This window comes from Stenotrophomonas sp. ZAC14D2_NAIMI4_7 (genome assembly GCF_003086675.1).
GTDB lineage: Bacteria > Pseudomonadota > Gammaproteobacteria > Xanthomonadales > Xanthomonadaceae > Stenotrophomonas.
In genome coordinates, this window is record NZ_CP025995.1 from 3,225,096 (window position 1) to 3,244,274 (window position 19,179).

General features: G+C 67.5%; 17 protein-coding genes. 11 read left to right on the forward strand and 6 right to left on the reverse strand.

Annotation, left to right across the window (positions count from 1 at the left end):
• Positions 1-24 precede the first annotated feature (24 nt).
• Positions 25-384, reverse strand: coding sequence for a hypothetical protein (locus C1922_RS14885; RefSeq protein ID WP_234413333.1), 360 nt, complete (start codon positions 382-384; stop codon positions 25-27).
• Positions 385-601: 217 nt separating this feature from the next.
• Between C1922_RS14885 and C1922_RS14890 the strand changes: the two genes are divergently transcribed.
• Positions 602-2,632: a M3 family metallopeptidase gene (locus C1922_RS14890; protein WP_108750467.1), complete on the forward strand. Its 2,031-nt coding sequence runs from the start codon at positions 602-604 to the stop codon at positions 2,630-2,632.
• A 138-nt stretch (positions 2,633-2,770) separates the two neighbouring features.
• Here the strand turns inward: C1922_RS14890 and C1922_RS14895 are convergent, their stop codons facing one another.
• Both C1922_RS14895 and C1922_RS14900 read right to left on the reverse strand, forming a co-directional pair.
• On the reverse strand, positions 2,771-3,574 hold the full coding sequence (locus C1922_RS14895; protein ID WP_108750468.1) for an SDR family oxidoreductase: 804 nt from the start codon (positions 3,572-3,574) through the stop codon (positions 2,771-2,773).
• A complete protein-coding gene (locus C1922_RS14900) occupies positions 3,571-4,137 on the reverse strand; it encodes a DUF1415 domain-containing protein (protein ID WP_079223466.1) in 567 nt (188 codons plus the stop codon). The genes C1922_RS14895 and C1922_RS14900 overlap by 4 nt, the downstream gene beginning before the upstream one ends.
• 195 nt (positions 4,138-4,332) lie before the next feature.
• On the opposite strand from C1922_RS14900, the gene C1922_RS14905 reads away from it, so the two are divergent.
• The 3 genes from C1922_RS14905 to C1922_RS14920 all read left to right on the forward strand — a co-directional run bounded on the left by C1922_RS14905 (position 4,333) and on the right by C1922_RS14920 (position 8,368).
• Entirely contained in the window at positions 4,333-5,799 is a 1,467-nt protein-coding gene (locus C1922_RS14905) for a benzaldehyde dehydrogenase (protein ID WP_108750469.1), read from the forward strand.
• 18 nt (positions 5,800-5,817) lie between these two features.
• Positions 5,818-6,945: an NAD(P)-dependent alcohol dehydrogenase gene (locus C1922_RS14910; RefSeq protein ID WP_108750470.1), complete on the forward strand. Its 1,128-nt coding sequence runs from the start codon at positions 5,818-5,820 to the stop codon at positions 6,943-6,945.
• Positions 6,946-7,282: 337 nt separating this feature from the next.
• A complete protein-coding gene (locus C1922_RS14920) occupies positions 7,283-8,368 on the forward strand; it encodes a helix-turn-helix domain-containing protein (protein WP_234413335.1) in 1,086 nt (361 codons plus the stop codon).
• Between the two features lie 28 nt (positions 8,369-8,396).
• Here the strand turns inward: C1922_RS14920 and C1922_RS14925 are convergent, their stop codons facing one another.
• Entirely contained in the window at positions 8,397-8,879 is a 483-nt protein-coding gene (locus C1922_RS14925) for a YajQ family cyclic di-GMP-binding protein (protein ID WP_010481366.1), read from the reverse strand.
• Between the two features lie 190 nt (positions 8,880-9,069).
• Here C1922_RS14925 and C1922_RS14930 point away from each other — a divergent pair, with 190 nt between their 5' ends.
• The 3 genes from C1922_RS14930 to C1922_RS14940 all read left to right on the forward strand — a co-directional run bounded on the left by C1922_RS14930 (position 9,070) and on the right by C1922_RS14940 (position 11,864).
• Positions 9,070-9,966, forward strand: a complete 897-nt coding sequence (locus C1922_RS14930; protein WP_108750472.1) for a DMT family transporter — start codon at positions 9,070-9,072, stop codon at positions 9,964-9,966.
• Between the two features lie 204 nt (positions 9,967-10,170).
• Entirely contained in the window at positions 10,171-11,178 is a 1,008-nt protein-coding gene (locus tag C1922_RS14935) for a methionine ABC transporter ATP-binding protein (protein ID WP_108750473.1), read from the forward strand.
• The gene (locus C1922_RS14940; protein ID WP_108750474.1) at positions 11,175-11,864 is read left to right on the forward strand and encodes a methionine ABC transporter permease; all 690 of its coding nucleotides are present in this window, start codon (positions 11,175-11,177) and stop codon (positions 11,862-11,864) included. Before C1922_RS14935 ends, C1922_RS14940 begins: the two co-directional genes overlap by 4 nt.
• A gap of 38 nt (positions 11,865-11,902) precedes the next feature.
• Here the strand turns inward: C1922_RS14940 and C1922_RS14945 are convergent, their stop codons facing one another.
• Entirely contained in the window at positions 11,903-12,511 is a 609-nt protein-coding gene (locus tag C1922_RS14945; protein WP_108750475.1) for a lipocalin family protein, read from the reverse strand.
• Positions 12,512-12,637: 126 nt separating this feature from the next.
• Between C1922_RS14945 and C1922_RS14950 the strand changes: the two genes are divergently transcribed.
• Together C1922_RS14950 and C1922_RS14955 are read left to right on the forward strand one after the other, a co-directional pair.
• Positions 12,638-12,961, forward strand: a complete 324-nt coding sequence (locus tag C1922_RS14950) for a hypothetical protein (protein ID WP_108750476.1) — start codon at positions 12,638-12,640, stop codon at positions 12,959-12,961.
• A 69-nt stretch (positions 12,962-13,030) separates the two neighbouring features.
• Positions 13,031-15,127: a prolyl oligopeptidase family serine peptidase gene (locus C1922_RS14955; RefSeq protein ID WP_108750477.1), complete on the forward strand. Its 2,097-nt coding sequence runs from the start codon at positions 13,031-13,033 to the stop codon at positions 15,125-15,127.
• A 77-nt stretch (positions 15,128-15,204) separates the two neighbouring features.
• On the opposite strand, the gene C1922_RS14960 is transcribed toward C1922_RS14955, so the two are convergent.
• Entirely contained in the window at positions 15,205-16,389 is a 1,185-nt protein-coding gene (locus tag C1922_RS14960) for a pyridoxal phosphate-dependent aminotransferase (RefSeq protein WP_108750478.1), read from the reverse strand.
• Between the two features lie 179 nt (positions 16,390-16,568).
• On the opposite strand from C1922_RS14960, the gene C1922_RS14965 reads away from it, so the two are divergent.
• Both C1922_RS14965 and C1922_RS14970 read left to right on the forward strand, forming a co-directional pair.
• Positions 16,569-18,680 carry a S9 family peptidase gene (locus tag C1922_RS14965; RefSeq protein ID WP_108750479.1) on the forward strand — a complete coding sequence of 704 codons (2,112 nt, stop codon included), beginning with the start codon at positions 16,569-16,571 and terminating at the stop codon, positions 18,678-18,680.
• A 54-nt stretch (positions 18,681-18,734) separates the two neighbouring features.
• A complete protein-coding gene (locus C1922_RS14970; RefSeq protein WP_108750480.1) occupies positions 18,735-19,157 on the forward strand; it encodes a YbaN family protein in 423 nt (140 codons plus the stop codon).
• Positions 19,158-19,179: the final 22 nt, after the last annotated feature.

The following is a 19,179-nucleotide window of genomic DNA, read 5'->3' on the forward strand; positions in this document are numbered from 1 at the left end:
ATGCCCGGCGGTCGCGATGGCGTATCAATACCCCGCCGCCATGAACGCATCCAGCACCGCATCCCGCAGTGCATCGGGCAGCGCCTCGATATCCATCGCGCGGTCCTCCAGGTGCAGGTGCGGGTCCAAGCTGCTGGCCCGGCCCTGGGCCAGTGCCTGCAGCCACAGCAGCACGCAGATCACGAACTCGCGCTCGTGCCCGGGATGCAGGTGGCTGGCGCCGCGTTCGATCACCTCGAACGGGTACCACTCCTGGGTCTCGTTCAGTCGTCCGCCCTGCTGTTGCACGGCCTGCAACTGGGCAAGATGGCGCGGCGCATCGTCGCCGGCGTCGCACAACGCGGCGATCCAGGCCAGTTCGTTTGCGCTGGCCGTCAGGGCCATCGACCGGCCCGGTGCTGCGGTTGGGGCTGTAGCCAGACCTTCCATGTGGGGCCTCGTCGGTACGTACCGCTGCGGTTTCCCCCGCGCGGCCAGCTTCGGCGCGGTGCCGTAAGGCCGGTGTGAATGCCCGGTGCGCCGCCCCCTTGTCTGCCGGCCCTGCCAGCGCCATATCGGGGCTGATGCCCGCGCGCCGGGCCTGTTCCCTTGGAGATCTGCCGTGACCGATGCCAACCCCCTGCTCGATTTTTCCGGCCTGCCACGCTTCGAGGCGATCCGCCCCGAGCACGTGGCACCGGCGCTGGATGTGCTGCTGGCCCAGGCCGAGGCGGCGGTCAGCGCGGCCGAGCAGGTGCAGCCGGTCACCTGGCAGACCTTCGTAACCCCGTTGGACGATGCCACCGAGCGCCTGTGGCGCGCCTGGGGCCTGGTCAGCCATCTGCAGGGCGTGGTGAACACCCCCGAGCTGCGCGAGGCCTACAACAGCAACCTGCCGCGTGTGACCCGCTTCGCCAGCGCGCTGGGCCAGAACCTGGCGCTGTTCCGCCAGTACCAGGCCCTGGCCGCCAGCGCCGAAGCGGCGCACTTCGATGCGGCCCAGCGCAAGGTGCTGGACAACACCCTGCGTGATTTCCGCCTGGGCGGTGCCGAACTGGAGCCGGCCGCGCAGCAGCGCTTCGCCGCCATCAAGGAGGAGCTGTCGGCCCTGTCGGCGAAGTTCTCGCAGAACGTGCTCGATGCCACCGACGCCTGGTCGCTGGTGGTGGACGACGAAGCGCGCCTGGCCGGTGTGCCCGACGACGTGAAGGCCGCTGCGCGTGCGGCCGCGCAGAAGGACGGCCACGATGGCTGGAAGCTGACCCTGCAGATGCCGTGCTACCTGCCGGTGCAGACCTGGGGCGAAGACCGCGACCTGCGCGAGATCCTGTACCGCGCCAGCGCGCAGCGCGCCTCGGAATTCGGCGACGACGCGCTGGACAACAGCGGCAACATCGACCGCATCCTGGCCCTGCGTGGCGAGCTGGCGGCGCTGCTGGGCTTCGCCTCATACGGCGACTATTCGGTGGCCACCAAGATGGCGCAGGACCCGGCCGAAGTGCTGGGCTTCCTGCGTGACCTGGCCGTGCGTGCCAAGCCGTTCGCCGCGCAGGACCGCGCAGAGCTGGAACAGTTCGCCAGCGAACAGCTGGGCATTGCACCGCTGCAGGCCTGGGACCTGGCGTTCGCCGCCGACCGCCTGAAGCAGGCGCGCTACAGCTATTCGGAGCAGCAGGTGAAGCAGTACTTCACCGAACCGAAGGTACTGGCCGGCCTGTTCGCGGTGATCGAGCAGCTGTACGGCCTGCGTGTGCAGGAAGACAGCGCGCCGGTGTGGCACGAGGACGTGCGCTTCTTCCGCCTGGTCGATGCGCAGGGTGCGTTGGTCGGCCAGTTCTACCTGGACCTGTATGCGCGCGAGGGCAAGCGCGGTGGCGCGTGGATGGATGATTGCCGCAACCGTCGCGTGCGCGCCGATGGCAGCGTGCAGACGCCGCTGGTCTACCTGGTGTGCAACTTCGGCCGTGGTGCAGACGGCAAGCCGGCCACCTTCAGCCACAACGAAGTGACCACGCTGTTCCATGAAATGGGCCACGGCCTGCACCAGCTGCTGACCCGCATCGGCGAACTGGGCGTGGCAGGTATCAACGGTGTGGAATGGGACGCGGTGGAGCTGCCCAGCCAGTTCATGGAGAACTTCTGCTGGGAATGGGACCACCTGCAGGCGATGACCGCGCACGTGGACAGTGGCGAGCCGCTGCCGCGCGCGCTGTACGAGCGCATGCTGGCCGCGCGTAACTTCCATAGCGGCATGGCGACCGTGCGCCAGCTTGAATTCGGCCTGTTCGACATGCTGCTGCACAGCCAGTTCGAACCGGCGCAGGACAGTGTGCTGGCGTTGCTGGATCGCGTGCGCGCGGAAGTGGCGGTGAACCATCCCCCGGTGTGGAATCGCTTCCCGCACCAGTTCAGCCATATCTTCGCCGGTGGCTATGCGGCCGGTTACTACAGCTACAAGTGGGCTGAAGTACTGAGTGCCGATGCGTATGCGGCTTTCGAAGAAGCGCCCCAGGCACTGGCCGAAACCGGTGCGCGTTTCCGCGACGAGATTCTGTCGCGGGGCGGCAGCCGTGCCGCAGCGGAAAACTTCAAGGCCTTCCGCGGCCGCGCACCGCAGATTGACGCGCTGCTGCGGCATTCGGGCATGGCGTAACGCGGTGGTGTTGTGGTGGGTGCCAACCTTGGTTGGCACTGTCTGGCATTTGTGCGGACCAAGGTCCGCACCTACCGAGCCGCGGTGCCGCCTGGCATTTGTGCGGACCAAGGTCCGCACCTACCGGGCAGCGGTACTCTACTCGGCGTAGATCATCTTTCGGGTCATGCCGCCGTCGACGATGAAATCCTGGCCGGTGCTGAAGCCGGACAGCGAGGAGAGCAGGTACACCGCCAGGGCACCGATATCTTCGGGCTCGCCGACGCGGCCGACCGGGTGTTGGGCGTGGTCGCTGGGCGAATAGTCTGGCGCGTGGCGGCGCGAAGGCGCCTGCCAGGCACTGGTGCCGATCCAGCCCGGGCTGATGCTGTTGACCCGCACCGCCGGGCCGGCACTGATGGCCAGCGCGTGGGTGAAGGCCACCAGCCCGCCCTTGGCCGCGGCATAGGCCTCGCTGTTGGCTTCCGACTGCCACGCGCGGGTGGAGGCGACGTTGATGATCGAACCGGCCGCGCTGGCCTTCAGCGCCGGCAGCGCATGCTTGCTGCACAGGAACGCGCCATGCAGCGAGGACAGCCGCCGCTGCCACTCGTCCCATTCCATGTTTTCCAGCGTGGTGCCATGCGGGCCGGCAATGCCGGCGTTGTTGACCAGGCCATCGATGCGGCCGAAGCGCTGCTGCGCCACGGCCATGAACTCGCGCACGCTGCCTTCGTCGGCAATGTCCAGGCGCTGGAACGCGGCATCATCGCCGCGCTGCCATTCGTCCAGGCAGGCCTGGCCTGCCTCGCGATCCAGATCGCCGATCAGCACGCGGCCACCGGCGCCCAGCACGGCCTGCGCTACGCCGCGGCCAATGCCGTTTGCCCCGCCGGTCACCAGCACCACCTTGCCCTGCAGCGGTGCTGCCGGCCACGCGGCGATGGGCGGAACCGCGCTCACGACAGGTCTTCCCCGCGCAGGCGGCGGTGCCAGCCGGCCACGCCGATGCGGTCCAGGGTCTGGATGTTGCGCTCGACGATCACGTCCGGGTCCGGGAAGGCGTCCACCGCGCGTTCCACGCTTTCCTCGCGCAGCAGGTGCAGGGTGGGGAAGGGCGCGCGGTTGGTGTAGTTGCTGGCATCGTCGGCGGCCACGCCATCGAACTGGTAATCCGGGTGGAAGCTGGCCACCTGCAGGATGCCCTGCAGGTCCAGTGCCTCGATGGCGGCGTCGGCGTTGTCGAGGAAATCGTTGTAGTCGAGGAAATCGGTCAGCACCTGCGGGTGCACGATCAGGGTGGTGTCGATCTGCTCGGCCGGGGTGTCGCGCAGCAGCACCAGCTCTTCGGCCAGCTGTTCCACCAGCGCTTCGGGCGTGGTGGCATCGCTCAGCACGAAACGCACCTGGTCCTTCACGTACACGGCCTTGGCGAACGGGCACAGGTTCAGACCGATCACGATGCGCTCCAGCCACAGGCGGGTGGCGGCGATCGGGTCGTCGGTGGGCAGGGCGGTATCGGTCATGGCGGGCACATCGGCTGGCGGGGCCGCCATTGTAGGCGCGCGGTCACCGCCGCGCTGTTCACTGTCCACGAACTGGACAGCGGCGATGCTGGAAAGCCGTGTGCATTCAATCACCTGGCCACGAACAGCCAATGGCCGATTGCCGCCCCGGCAGTGAAAGGCGTGCAATGGCCCCACGTAACTGGAGGACCCAACATGACTGCATCTTCCCCGTGGCTGCCGGCCGATCTCTGGTCCGGTGCTTTCTTCGATGGCCAGTGGCGCGCCGCCGCGCAGCAGCAGCCGGTGCTCGAACCGGCCACCGGCCAGACGCTGGGCCAGGTGGGCCTGGCCGATGCCGCGCAGGTGGCACGTTCGGCAGCGGCCGCCGCGCAGGCGCAGCGCGACTGGGCCGCCGCGCCCTACGAACAGCGTGCGCAGGTGCTGCGCCAGGCCGCACGCCTGGCCGAAGACAACATCGACACCCTGGTGGACTGGCTGGTGCGCGAAAGCGGCTCGACCCGCCTGAAGGCCGGCTTCGAGGCCAAGGTGACCATCAAGACGCTGCACGAAGCGGCCGCGCTGCCCTCGCGCAGCACCGGCGAAATCCTGCCGTCTGAACCGGGTCGTCTGAGCCTGGCGCGGCGCCGCCCGCTGGGCGTGGTCGGGGTCATTTCGCCGTTCAATTTCCCGCTGTACCTGGCCATGCGCGCGGTGGCGCCGGCCATCGCGCTGGGCAACGCGGTGGTGCTCAAGCCCGATCCGCGCACGGCAGTCTGCGGTGGCGCGGTCATCGCACGCCTGTTCGAACAGGCCGGGCTGCCCGCCGGCGTGCTGCACATGCTGCCCGGTGATGGTGCCGCCGGTGCCGCGCTGACCAGCGACCCGCACGTGGCGATGATCCAGTTCACCGGTTCCACCGCGGCCGGCCGCAAGGTGGGCGAAGCCGCCGGCAAGCACCTGAAGAAGGTCTCGCTGGAACTGGGTGGCAAGAATTCGCTGATCATCCTCGACGATGCCGATCTGGATCTGGCCGTGGCCAACACCGCCTGGGGCGTCTACCTGCACCAGGGGCAGATCTGCATGGCCACCGGCCGCGTGCTGGTGCATCGGAAGATCCACGCTGCCTTCCTGGAAAAGCTGGTGGCCAAGGCGGAGTCGCTGAAGGTAGGCGACCCGGCACGCGAAGACGTGGCCATCGGGCCGCTGATCAACGCCACCCAGCGCGACCATGCCGCGCGCGTGGTGGCCGATGCGGTGCAGGCCGGTGCCACGCTGGAAGCCGGTGGCACCCATCGGGACCTGTTCTTCGCTCCCACCGTGCTGGGCAACGTGGCCGCCGACAACCCGGCGTTCAATGAAGAAATCTTCGCGCCGGTGGCGGTGGTGGTGCCGTTCGACGATGACGACCATGCAGTGCAGCTGGCCAACGACAGCGAATACGGTCTGTCGATGGCCATCGTGTCCAGCAACGTCGGCCGCGCGCTGAAGCTGGGCGAGCGCCTGCGCACCGGCCTGCTGCACATCAACGACCAGACGGTGAATGACGAAGTCATCAATCCCTTCGGCGGCGTGGGTGCGTCCGGCAACGGCACCAGCATCGGCGGCCCGGCGAACTGGGAAGAGTTCACCCAGTGGCAGTGGATGACCGTCAAGGGCGAAGCGCCCGCCTACCCGATCTGATCCAGGAGGAACATCGCGATGAGCAACACTACTGCAGGCCGTGACATCACCGCGGCCGTCGTGCGCGGCAAGGAACAACCCTTCGTGATCGAGCAGGCGCGCCTGCGCGGTCCGCAGGACGACGAAGTGCTGGTGAAGGTGGTGGCTACCGGCCTGTGCCACACCGACCTGATCGTGCGCGACCAGTACTACCCTGTGCCGTTGCCGGCGGTGCTGGGCCATGAAGGCGCGGGCATCGTCGAAGCCGTGGGCCCGAACGTGCGTGACCTGAAGGTGGGCGACCACGTGGTGCTGACCTACGGTGCCTGCGGCCACTGCAACCCGTGCCGCGGCGGCCATGGCGCCTACTGCAAGGATTTCTTCGGGCTCAACTTCGGTGGCGACGATGGCCACGGCCATACCGCCATCACCGATGCGCAGGGGCAGCCACTGCACGATCACTTCTTCGCGCAGTCCTCGTTCGCCACCTTCGCCATCGCGCGCGAGATCAATGCGATCAAGGTGCCCGACGATGCGCCGCTGGAACTGCTGGGCCCGCTGGGCTGCGGTATCCAGACCGGTGCCGGTGCGGTGCTCAATTCGCTGCAGGTGCGTTCGGGCAGCAGCTTCGCCAGCTATGGTGCCGGCGCGGTCGGCCTGAGTGCGGTGATGGCGGCCAAGGTGGCCGGCGCCACCACCATCATCGCCATCGATGTGGTGCCGTCGCGGTTGGAACTGGCACTGGAACTGGGCGCCACCCACGTGGTGAACAGCCGCGAGACCGATGTGATCGAGGCGGTGCGTGCGATCACCGGCGGCGGTGCGGATTACGCGCTGGAATCCACCGGTCGCCCGGACGTGCTGTCGGCCGGCATCGAGGCGCTGGGTGGGCTGGGCATGATGGGGGTGGTGGGCGCGCCGAAGCTGGGTACCACGGCCAGCTTCGATGTGAACAACCTGCTGCTGGGCGGGCGCAGCATCCGCGGCATCGTGGAAGGTGACAGCGTGCCGCAGGTATTCATTCCGCAACTGGTGACGCTGTACCAGCAGGGCCGGTTCCCATTCGACAAGCTGGTGAAGTTCTATCCGCTTGAGCAGATCAACCAGGCGGCCGAGGACAGCACCAAGGGCATTACGTTGAAGCCGATCCTGCGCATCGCAGCGTAGGGGTGGGGTGGGTTGCAGGGCTGCGCCCTGCACCTGCTGTAGAGTCGAGCCATGCTCGACTGAAGCAACGTCAAAAGCTGGCTACCTGAAGGTTGGCGGGGTAGGTCCGGTTGCGGGGGACGGCGCAAGTACGTCCATGTAGCCTCGGTCGCGCCATCCATGGCGCTCACGCCCCCGCAACCGGACCCACCCCACCTCCGACAGGTTCGTGTGGTCTGTTGGAACACCATGGGGAGGAGCGTGGGGTCGGATCCGTTTTCCAGAGGAAAACGGCTCTGACCCCGCAAACGACCACATAACGCGGGCATGGCACGGGTGGGTGTACCCTGCTTCGATGATGGCCACGACAGTCGGGCAACAACAGTTGGTGGCGGCGCGCGATGCGTTCGTCGAGGGTGATTTGGCGTCGCTGGCCGGGCTGCCGTTGCCCCTGCAGCAGTCGTGGCAGCGTTCGCGGGCGGCCGGGGTGCTGCCCGGGCAGGAGCCGTATTACCCGCCGCTGCAGGGCGATGGCCGGCGCCTGCGCGATGCCGGCGATCGTCGCCTGGCGCGCTGCGTGCAGCCGGAACTGGAACAGCTGTGGGCGGCTTTCGGTGGGCGTGGCTGGACGATGTTCTGTGCCAACCGCCACGGCATGGTGATCGCGCAGCAGGCCCATGGCCTGGAAGATGCTGCCCTGCTGCGGCCGATCCAGGTCGGGCGGCAACTGGGCGAAGCCGAGATCGGCACCACGGCGCCAGCGGTCAGCCTGGCCGATGACGTGCCCGCGCTGGTGCGTGGCAACGAACACTACCTGCAGCGTTTCGCACCGGTGTTCTGCCTGAGCGAGCCGTTGCACGATCTGCAGGGTCAGGTCTGCGGGGCGATCGACATCACCGGGCTGGGCGAGCGTGATCCGGCGCTGCTGCAGGGCTATTTCCGGCAGGCCGCGCTGGCCAGTGAGAACCGCCTGTTCCAGACCCTGGCCGATGTGCATCTGCTGGTCGTGCAGCATGATCCGCGCTGGCTGGCCACGCCGCTGCAGGGGCTGCTGGCGGTGCAGGAGGACGGACAATTGCGTGCGGCCAACCGCGTGGCGCGGCGCCTGCTGGGCCTGCCGCGGCGCGGGGCTTTGCCGCTGCTGTCGATGGAAACCGTGTTTGCTGGCGCCAGCGCGGCGCAGCGTCGCCATCTGCTGCAGCCTGGCCCCGCGCACCGGGTGCGGCTGGGCGAGGGCAGTGCGGTCTATCTGCAGCACCTGCGGGCACCGCGGGCACCGCGCACACGTGCGCCGGCGCCTGCATCGGTGGCTGCCGCGCCACTGCGCGAGCAGCAGCGCGAAGCGGCGCGTCGTGCGGCACACGCCGCCGATGGCAACCTGAGCCTGGCCGCACGCCAGTTGGGCGTCTCGCGCACCACGCTGTACAAGCTGCTGCGCGAGTGACGCCGCCGGGGCATGCCCGGCGAAAGTATCAATCGCGGAAGTTGTTGAACTGCAGCGGCAGTTCGAACTTGCCGGCCTTCAGCACCGCGATCGCATCCTGCAGGTCGTCGCGCTTCTTGCCCTGCACGCGCAGCTTGTCGCCGTTGATCTGGCTTTCCACCTTCAGCTTGGCTTCCTTCAGCGCCGCGGCGATCTTCTTGGCGATCTTCTGCTCGATGCCCTGCTTGACGGTGATCTTCTGCCGGGCCTGGGCCAGGTTGGTTTCGATATCGCCAAATTCCAGGCTCAGCACGTCGATGCCGCGCGCGGCCAGGCGCGCGCGCAGGATGTCGTTCATCTGCTTGAGCTGGAATTCGGTCGGTGCGGTCTGGTTGATCACATCGCCATCGCGCTCGAACTTCGCGTCCACGCCCTTGAAATCGAAGCGGGTGGCGAGTTCGCGGTTGGCCTGGTCGATGGCGTTGGTCAGTTCGTGGGTGTCGACTTCAGACACGACGTCGAAGGAAGGCATGGGCGTGGCTCCGCGGAATTCAGTAGCGGCCATTCTATCGCGTGGGCCGCAGGGTGTTTGTAGAGTGAAAGCCAGTCGAGCATGGCTCGACTCTACCGGGGATGCCAGTCGAGCATGGCTCGACTCTACCGGGGATGCCAGTCGAGCAAGCCCGACTCTACAGACGGCGGTTGCCGGGCGATAATGGGCCATGAACCTGCAACGCTCCCCTTCGCGCGCGGTGGCCTGGATGGTCGCGGCGGTGGCCTGTTTCTCGCTGATGGACGCCGGCATGAAGCAGCTGTCGGCCAGTTACCCCTCGCTGGAAGTCACTTTCCTGCGCGGTGCGGCCTCGCTGCCGTTCGTGCTGGTCTGGGTGCTGGCCAGCGCCGGTCCGCGCTCGCTCATTCCGCGCCGCTGGGGCCTGCATCTGCTGCGTGGCGGCCTGGGCATGGCGATGATCGGCTGCTTCGTGTTCGCCCTGCGCGACCTGCCGCTGTCCACCGCCTACAGCATCTACTTCGTCGCCCCGCTGCTGATTGCCGCGCTGTCGGTGCCGTTGCTGGGCGAGCGGGTGGGCCCGCGCCGCTGGGTGGCCATCGGCGTCGGCCTGCTGGGGGTGATCGTGGTGCTGCGGCCGGGCGTGGACGGCTTCATTTCCATCCCCGGCCTGATGGTGCTGGCTGCGGCCACGGCCTACGCAATCGCCGCCATCACCGTCAGCCTGCTCACCCGCACCGACACATCGCAGTCGATGGTGGTCTGGTTCCTGGTCATCATGGCCATCGGCGCGGGCCTGCTGGCGCTGCCCGACTGGGTGCCGCTGCAGCTGGCCCACGCGCCGTTGATCGCCGGCATGGGCCTGGCCGGCGCACTGGGCCAGATTGCCCTGACCCGCGCCTTCCAGCTGGGCGAGGCGTCGATGATCGCGCCGCTGGAGTACAGCGGCCTGGTCTGGGTGATCGGCTGGGACCTGGCGTTCTGGGGCCAGCTGCCGGACGCCTACACGTGGGTGGGCGCGGCGATCATCGTGGCCTCGGGCCTGTACCTGCTGCACCGGGAACGCCTGAACCGGGTGCAGCCGCCGAAGCCGCTGGACCACCCGTGATCGTGGCGGGTCGGGGGTCGGAGCCCCTTCGGGGATCCGACCCCGGGGTCAGACCCCCGCAGGGGCTCTGACCCCCACCATCATCCCCGGTACACGCGACTTAGAACCAAAAGGAATAACATTCTGGCCCAAGGCGCAGGCGCGGAACCGCCGGCGCTGGTAGGCTGCACGCCCCTTCTTCCGCCCCGCCGGTGAGCCACGCCCGTGATCGAGTTCCAGCGCCTGCACAAATCCTATGCCGTTGCCGGCCGCCAAGTGAGCGCGCTGCAACCGCTGGACCTGACCATCGAGGCCGGCGAAGTGTTCGGCATCATCGGCCATTCCGGCGCGGGCAAGTCGACCCTGATCCGCATGATCAACCGCCTGGAAGAACCCAGCGGTGGCAAGCTGCTGATCGGTGGTGAAGACATCACGGCGCTGGATGCCGACGGCCTGCGCGCGCTGCGCCGTCGCATCGGCATGATCTTCCAGCACTTCAACCTGCTGTCTTCGCGCACGGTGGCCGGCAACGTGGCGTTCCCGCTGGAACTGGCCGGTACCCCGAAGGCCGAGATCGACGCGCGCGTGGCCGAGCTGTTGCTGACCGTTGGCCTGCAGGACCACGCGACGAAGTACCCGGCGCAGCTGTCCGGCGGCCAGAAACAGCGCGTGGGCATTGCGCGCGCACTGGCTACCCGCCCGCAGATCCTGCTGTGCGACGAAGCCACCAGCGCGCTGGATCCGCAGACCACTGCGTCGGTGCTGGCGCTGCTGTCGAAGATCAACCGCGAGCTGGGCCTGACCATCGTGCTGATCACCCACGAAATGGATGTGATCCGCCGCGTCTGCGATCGCGTGGCCGTGCTCGATGGCGGCCACCTGGTGGAAACCGGTCCGGTCACCCAGGTCTTCCTGCACCCGCAGCATGCCACCACGCGGCGCTTCGTCAGCGAATCCGAGCACGTGGACGAAGGCGTGCTGCATCGCGATTTCGACGTGGTGGGCGGGCGCATCGTGCGCCTGACCTTCCTCGGCGGTGACACCTATGAGCCGTTGCTGGGCCGCGTGGCCCGCGAGACCGGCATCGACTACAACATCCTGTCCGGCCGCATCGACCGGATCAAGGACACCCCGTATGGCCAGCTGGTGGTCGCCCTGGTGGGCGGCGACCAGTCCGCCGCGCAGGCCGCGTTCGTGGCTGCCGGCGTGCACGTTGAGGAACTGCGCCGATGATCGTCGCCACTGCTGAAGGTTTCTTCCGCCACCTGGATGCCAACAAATGGGTGGATATCGGCAAGGCCACCATCGAGACGCTGCTGATGATGGCCGGCTCGCTGCCGCTCACCCTGGCCATTGGCCTGCCGATGGGCGTGCTGCTGTATGTGTTCGGTGCGCCGCAGATGAAGCGCCGACCGCTGGCTTACGGCGTGCTGGCGATCGTGGTGAACCTGCTGCGCTCGGTGCCCTTCATCATCCTGATGGTGGTGCTGATTCCGGTGTCGCTGTGGCTGATGGGCCAGTCGATCGGTGTGCTCGGCACGCTGCCGGCGCTGGTGATCGGCGCGGCGCCGTTCTATGCGCGCCTGGTCGAAACCGCCCTGCGTGAAGTGGACCGTGGCGTGGTCGAGGCGGCGCAGTCGATGGGCGCCACCACCTGGCAGCTGGTCACCCGGGTGCTGCTGCCTGAAGCCCGGCCGGGCCTGATCGCGGCCGCCACGGTCACTACGGTCGCCCTGGTCGGCTTCACCGCCATGGGCGGTGCGATCGGCTCCGGTGGCCTGGGCGACCTGGCGCTGCGCGAAGGCTACCAGCGCAACCGCACCGACGTGGCCCTGGTCACCGTAGTGGTGCTGCTGATCCTGGTACAGCTGCTGCAGATGCTGGGCGACCGCCTGGTCGCGCACTACACCCGCAAGTAACTGATGTATCCGCCGGGCCATGCCCGGCGAACGCTCTCTCAGCGCACGTTCGGCACTTCGTAACCCAGCTTGCCCACCTGTTCGGGGTGCTGCGGCACGCGCTTGAGCTTGTCGGTGTTCACGCCATACTCGTCACGCAGGCGCTCGGCCAGCTCCTTGTACAGCGCCTTGTCCATGTCCGGCTGGCGGGCAAAGATCCAGGCCATTTCGCGGCCGGGATAGCCGATCAGCGCCCACGAATAGTCCGGCGCCACTTCCAGCACGCGCGAATGGGTCGGTACCACCCGGTAGAACCAGGTGCGCCACGCGTGGTTGCCACTGTCCGCATCGACGCTGGCGCGCGCCCGCACTTCCTGCAGCGGCTGGCCGAAGCCATCGCGGTAACGGTAGGTGATGGCGACCTTGTGGTCGTCGCGCAGCTCGTACTGGTTGACGCTGGCCACGTGGCCACGTTCGATGAAATTCGGCACGCGGCCGATCACATACCAGGTGCCCATGAAGCGCTGCAGGTCGACCGGGGCATCCGGATCGATGGCCGCACGGTCAGGCAGCGCGCTGCGCGATGCCGGCGGATCTTCGGCAGCCAGCGCGGCGCCTCCCAGTGACAGGGCCAACACCATGGCGCACAACGGGCGGATCGGGGACATGCGGGAGCGGGCTCCAAAAGGCTTGCCCGCGCATGGTCACTGGGTGCAGCCGATCCGTCAATGGTGTCGCAGCCAGTGAGAAGCGTTGCCGCCACGCTGTGCACCATCGACCACGGGAGAACGACCATGAACGCACGCACTACACATCGCCCCTCAGCTGAACGCCTCAGGCAACGCCCGGATCCGCGCGTGCTGCGTCTGGTGCAGCAGTTGGCCCTGGCGGGCATGGCGCTGGTGCTGGTGTGGCCGGCCGCGCGTGGCCACCACGCCTGGCTGGGCTGGTTGCCGCTGTGGCTGGTGGGCATGCCGCTGGCGGCGTGGTGGGCCCTGCTGGGCTGCCCGTTGCCCGTACAGGCCGCCCTGCGGCGGCTGCGCGGCCCGCAGCAGCAGGCACGGCGGCGTCCGCCGCGCAGGCAGCGGCGCGCACGTGGACAGGCGGCCACAGCCTGACCTTCGACACGGGGGCGGCCCGTCCGAACCGTGCTAGCGTTCCACGGCTAATGACTGCCTGGAGCTGCAATGTCGCGATTCGCTTCCGCCTGCCTGTTGGCCGGCATGATGACCGGCGCCTCGGTGGGGACCGCCGTGGCCGCTGAAGACACCGACCGTCACGCCTGGCTGGAGGACGTGACCGGCGACAAGCCGCTGTCCTGGGTGAAGGAGCAGAACGCCAAGTCCGAGGCGCGCCTGGCGCAGACGCCGGCGTTCAAGCAGATGGAAACGAGCATCCGCGAGGTGCTCGATTCGGACGCCAAGATTCCCGGCGTGCAGAAAATCGGCGAGTACTACTACAACTTCTGGAAGGACAAGCAGCACGAGCGCGGCCTGTGGCGCCGCACCACGCTGGCCGAGTACCGCAAGGCCTCGCCGCAGTGGGAAACCGTGCTCGATCTGGACGCGCTGAACAAGGCCGAGGGTGAGAACTGGGTCTGGCACGGCGCCGACTGCCTGCGCCCGGACTACAGCCGCTGCCTGATCGCGCTGTCACGCGGCGGCGCCGACGCCGATGTCACCCGCGAATTCGACCTGGCCAGCAAGACCTGGATCAAGGACGGCTTCTTCCGCCCCGAATCGAAGGGCGGGCTGAACTGGATCGACCGCGACACGGTGTTCGTCTACACCGATTTCGGTGCCGGTTCGATGACCACCTCCGGCTACCCGCGCATTGCCAAGCTGTGGAAGCGTGGCACCCCGATGGCCTCGGCCAGCGTGGTCTACGAAGGCAAGCCGGAAGACATGTACATCGCGGCCATGCACGATGACACCCCCGGTTTCGAGCGCAACCTGGTCAGCCGCACGCTGGCCTTCTACAACAACGAACTGTACCTGCGCGCCGACGATGGCACGCTGAGCAAGATCGATGCGCCGAATTCGGCAGAGAAGGGCCTGCACAAGCAGTGGCTGACCCTGGAACTGCGCGATGCCTGGACCGTGGGTGGCAAGACCTACGCCTCCGGTTCACTGCTGGCGACCAAGCTGGATGATTTCCAGGCCGGTAAGCGCGATTTCGACGTGCTGTTCACGCCCACCGCCACCACCTCGCTGGCCGGCACCGCCTGGACCCGCAACCATCTGGTGCTGAATGTACTGGATGATGTGAAGAATCGTCTGTCGGTGCTGACCCCGGGCGCCAAGGGCTGGCAGAAGAGCGAGTTCGTCGGCGCGCCGTCGTTCGGCACGCTGGCCGTGGGCGCGGTCGACAGCAATGACAGCGACGCGGTCTGGCTGACCGCCACCGATTACCTGACTCCGACCACCCTGGCCCTGGCCGAGATCGGCAAGGCACCGGAAACGCTGAAGACCATGCCGGCCTTCTTCGATGCCGACGGCAAGGTGATCGAACAGCACTTCGCCACCAGCAAGGACGGCACCCGCGTGCCGTACTTCGTGGTGCACGACAAGGCGATGAAGCTGGATGGCTCCAACCCGACCCTGCTGTACGGCTACGGCGGTTTCGAGATCTCGCTCACCCCGAACTATTCCGGCGGCATGGGCCGCGCGTGGCTGGAAAAGGGCGGCGTGTACGTGGTCGCCAACATCCGTGGCGGTGGCGAGTACGGCCCGCGCTGGCACCAGGCGGCGCTGAAGCAGAACCGTCACAAGGCCTATGAAGACATGGCCGCGGTCGCCCAGGATCTGGTCACCCGCAAGATCACCAGTGCCAAGCACCTGGGCGTGCAGGGCGGCAGCAACGGTGGCCTGCTGACCGGCAACATGCTCACCCAGTACCCGGAGCTGTTCGGTGCGGTGGTGGTGCAGGTGCCGCTGCTGGACATGAAGCGCTACAGCCACCTGCTGGCCGGTGCGTCGTGGATGGCCGAGTACGGCAACCCGGACACCAGCGACTGGGAGTTCATCAAGACCTTCTCGCCGTACCACCTGTTCGACGCGAAGAAGAACTACCCGCCGGTGCTGTTCACCACCTCCACCCGCGATGATCGCGTGCACCCGGGCCACGCCCGCAAGATGGCGGCCAAGATGATCGATGCCGGCAAGGACGTGACCTACTACGAGAACATCGAAGGCGGTCACGGCGGTGCAGCCAACAACGCGCAGGCCGCGCATATGTCCGCGCTGGCCTACAGCTTCCTGTGGGAGCGCTTGGGCGGAAAGTGATGGAATGAAAAACGCCGCCTTCGGGCGGCGTTTTTCGTTGGGTATCCGGTTCCTGTAGCGCCGGGCATGGCCCGGCGCTACCGGAACCGCTGCAACCCGCGCGCGATGCGCGCGACCGCTTCCTGCAGCCGCGGCACTTCCTGCGTGTACGCCAACCGCACGTGCTGGTTGGCGCGGTGGAAGCCGAAGTCCAGGCCAGGCGTAAACGCCACGTGCTCGGTTTCCAGGAAGTGCGCGCAGAACGCCTGCGCATCGTCGGTGAACGCGCTGACATCGGCGTACAGATAGAACGCGCCCTGCGGTTCCACCTCGATGCGGAAGCCCAGTTCGCGCAGCGCGGGCAGCAGGAAGTCACGGCGCTGGCGGAACGCCTCGCGGCGCTGCTCGAAGATCGCCATCGATTCCTCGCTGAAACAGGCCAGCGCGGCATGCTGGGCAATGCTCGAGGCGCTGATGTACAGGTTCTGGGCCAGCTTCTCCAGCTCGGGCACCGCGGCCGGCGGTGCCACCAGCCAGCCCAGCCGCCAGCCGGTCATGCCGAAGTACTTGGAGAAGCTGTTCAGCACGAACGCGCTGTCATCCACCTGCAGCACGCTGGGCGCATCCAGGCCGTAGGTGAGGCCGTGGTAGATCTCATCCACCACCAGGTGGCCGCCGCGCGCATGCAGCGATGTCGACAGGGCGGCCAGTTCATCGGCCGACAGCACCGTGCCGGTCGGGTTGGCCGGCGAGGCCACCAGCGCACCGACGCTGTCGCTGTTCCAGTGCTGTTCCACCAGTGCAGGGGTCAACTGGTAGGCGGTGTCCGGGCCGACTGGCACCAGCTGCGCGCCGCCTTCCACCAGGCGCAGGAAGTGGCGGTTGCACGGATAGCCCGGATCGGCCAGCAGCCAGTGCCGGCCCGGATCGACCAGCAGGCTGCTGGCCAGCAACAGCGCGCCCGAACCGCCAGGGGTGACCAGGATGCGCTCGGGATCGATGTCCAGCCCGTAGTGGCGGGCATAGAAACCGCTGATCGCCTGGCGCAGCGCCGGCAGCCCGCGCGCGGCGGTATAGCGGGTATGACCGGCGGCCAGCGCAGCCTGGCCTGCGCGCACGATGGGGTCGGCGGTGGTGAAGTCCGGCTCGCCGATCTCCAGGTGGATCACATCGTGGCCGGCCTGTTCCAGCGCCTGCGCGCGGGCCAGCAGGGACATCACGTGGAACGGGGCGATTTCATGGCTGCGCCGGCTGTAGCCCGGCGTGTGGGGCAGGGTGCTCATGCGCCCATGGTACGCCGCACGCCGCACGCTGGGGTCGGATCCCTTTTGCCCGCAAAAGGGCTCCGACCCCGGCAATGGTAGAGTCGGGCCTGCTCGACTGCTGTTGCGGTCAGCCGAGCAAGCCCGACCCGACCTACGCCACGGACGCCATTGCGTAACCGCACCAGGACCCTTATTTCATGAAACCCACCCTTTGCCTGTTGCTTGCCAGCCTGATGACCAGCACCGCTACCGCCGCCACCCCGCCCGTTCCGCCGGATGCCCAGAAGCGTCCGCACGAGGTCAAGGCGCCGTTCGGCGCGACCCGCAGCGATGACTATTACTGGCTGCGCGACGACACGCGCGAGAACAAGGACATGCTGGCCTACCTGCAGGCCGAGAATGCCTACGCCGACCAGCTGCTGGCGCCGCTGAAGCCGCTGGAAGACACCCTCTACAAGGAAATCGTCGGCCGCATCAAGCAGGACGACGCCAGCGTGCCGGCGCGCGAGCGCGGCTACTGGTACTACAGCCGCTTCGAGACCGGCCAGGACTATCCCATCCATGCGCGCCGCAAGGGCAGCATGGAAGCACCGGAAGAAGTGCTGCTGGATGTGAACACGATGGCCGCCGGCAAGGGCTACTTCAACGTCGGCTCGATGGAAGTGAGCCAGGACAACCAACTGCTGGCCTGGGCCGACGACGATGTGGGCCGCCGCCAGTACACCATCCGCTTCAAGGACCTGCGCACCGGCAAGGTGCTGCCCGATGTGATCACCGGCAGTTCCGGCGACCTGGTCTGGGCCGATGACAACCGCACCGTGCTGTATGTGGAAAACGACCCGGAAACCCTGCTGACCGTGCGGGTGAAGAAGCACGTGCTGGGCACCCCGGCCAGCGCCGATACCGTGGTCTACGAAGAAGAGGACGACAGCTTCTACATGGGCATCGGCCGCACCCGCGACGATCGCTTCATCACCATCGGCGTGCACAGCACGGTGTCGTCGGAAGAGCGCTACGCCCCGGCCAGCGACCCGACGACCTTCACCGTGTTGGCCCCTCGCCAGCGCGACGTGGAATACGACGCCGACCATTACGATGGCCGCTGGGTGATCCGCACCAACGACGGTGCGAAGAACTTCAAGCTGGTCACCGCGCCCACCGATGCCACCTCGCGCGCGCAGTGGAAGGACTGGGTCGCCCACGACGATGCAGTGTTCATCGAAGGCTTCGAGCTGTTCGACAGCTACACCGCCATTGCCGAGCGTTCCGAGGGCCTGGAGCGCGTGCGCCTGCTGTTCAAGGACGGCCGCACCGATTACGTGAAGGCCGACGAGCCGGCGTACTCGATGGGCCTGGGCGACAACACCGAGGCCGACACGCCGTGGCTGCGCTACGTCTATACCTCGATGACCACCCCGACCACGGTGTTCGAACTGAATACCGCCACCGGTGAGCGCCGCCAGCTGAAGGTACAGCCGGTGATCGGCTACGACGCCAGCAAGTATGAAACCGACCGTGTGTGGGTGACCGCGCGCGACGGGGTGAAGGTGCCGGTGTCGCTGGTCTACCGCAAGGGCTACCAGAAAGATGGCAAGGGCGCGCTGTTCCAGTACGCCTACGGCAGCTATGGCATGTCGATGGACCCGTACTTCAACCAGACCGCGGTCAGCCTGCTCGACCGGGGCGTGGTGTATGCCATCGCGCACATCCGCGGTGGCCAGGAAATGGGCCGCGACTGGTACGAGAACGGCAAGCTGCTGCACAAGCAGAACACCTTCAACGACTTCATCGACGTGACCCGCGCGCTGGTGGCGCAGGGCTGGGCGGCCAAGGACCGGGTGGCCGCCTCCGGCGGCAGCGCCGGTGGCCTGCTGATGGGCGCGGTGGCCAACCAGGCGCCGCAGGATTACCGGGTGATGGTGGCGCAGGTGCCGTTCGTGGACGTGGTCACCACCATGCTCGACCCGACCATTCCGCTGACCACCAACGAGTACGACGAGTGGGGCAACCCGGAACAGAAGCCGTACTACGACTACATGCTGTCCTACTCGCCCTACGACAACGTGAAGCGCCAGGCCTACCCGGCGCTGTTCGTGGGTACCGGCCTGTGGGATTCGCAGGTGCAGTACTGGGAGCCGGCCAAGTGGGTGGCCAAGCTGCGCGATGACAACACCGGATCGTTGCCGATCCTGTTCCGCACCAACATGGAAGCCGGCCACGGCGGCAAGTCCGGGCGTTTCCAGCGCTACCGCGAACTGTCCGAGTCGTATGCGTTCGTGCTGCAGCAGCTGGGTATCGCCCAGCCGTAAGCGGGGTGGGGTGCCGGGCACTGCCTGGCACCCTGAACCGGTATTCTTGCTGCCATGACCCTGCCCGAACCGCCCCCGGCCCGCGATCCCGCTCCGCCCCCGCGCGTGGTGCGTTTCCGCTGGGCCTGGTGGCTGCTGGCGTACGTCAGCCTGGGCACCGGCATCGTCGGCATCTTCGTGCCGGGCCTGCCCACCACCGTATTCATCCTGATTTCGGCCTGGGCGGCCTCGCGTGGTTCCGAGCGCCTGCACACCTGGCTGCTGCAGCACCCGCGCTTCGGCCCGGCCATCGCCAACTGGCAGGCCCACGGCGCGGTCAGCCGCTATGGCAAGTGGATGGCCACGATCACCATGGCCGCGTGCGCCGGCATCATGCTCTGGTGCGTGCCCATTGCCTGGGTGAAGTGGTTCTCGATCGGCAGCATGACCGTGGTGGCGATCTGGCTGTGGACGCGGCCGCTGCCGCCGGACGCTTGACGGGCGCCGGTGAAAACCCGCG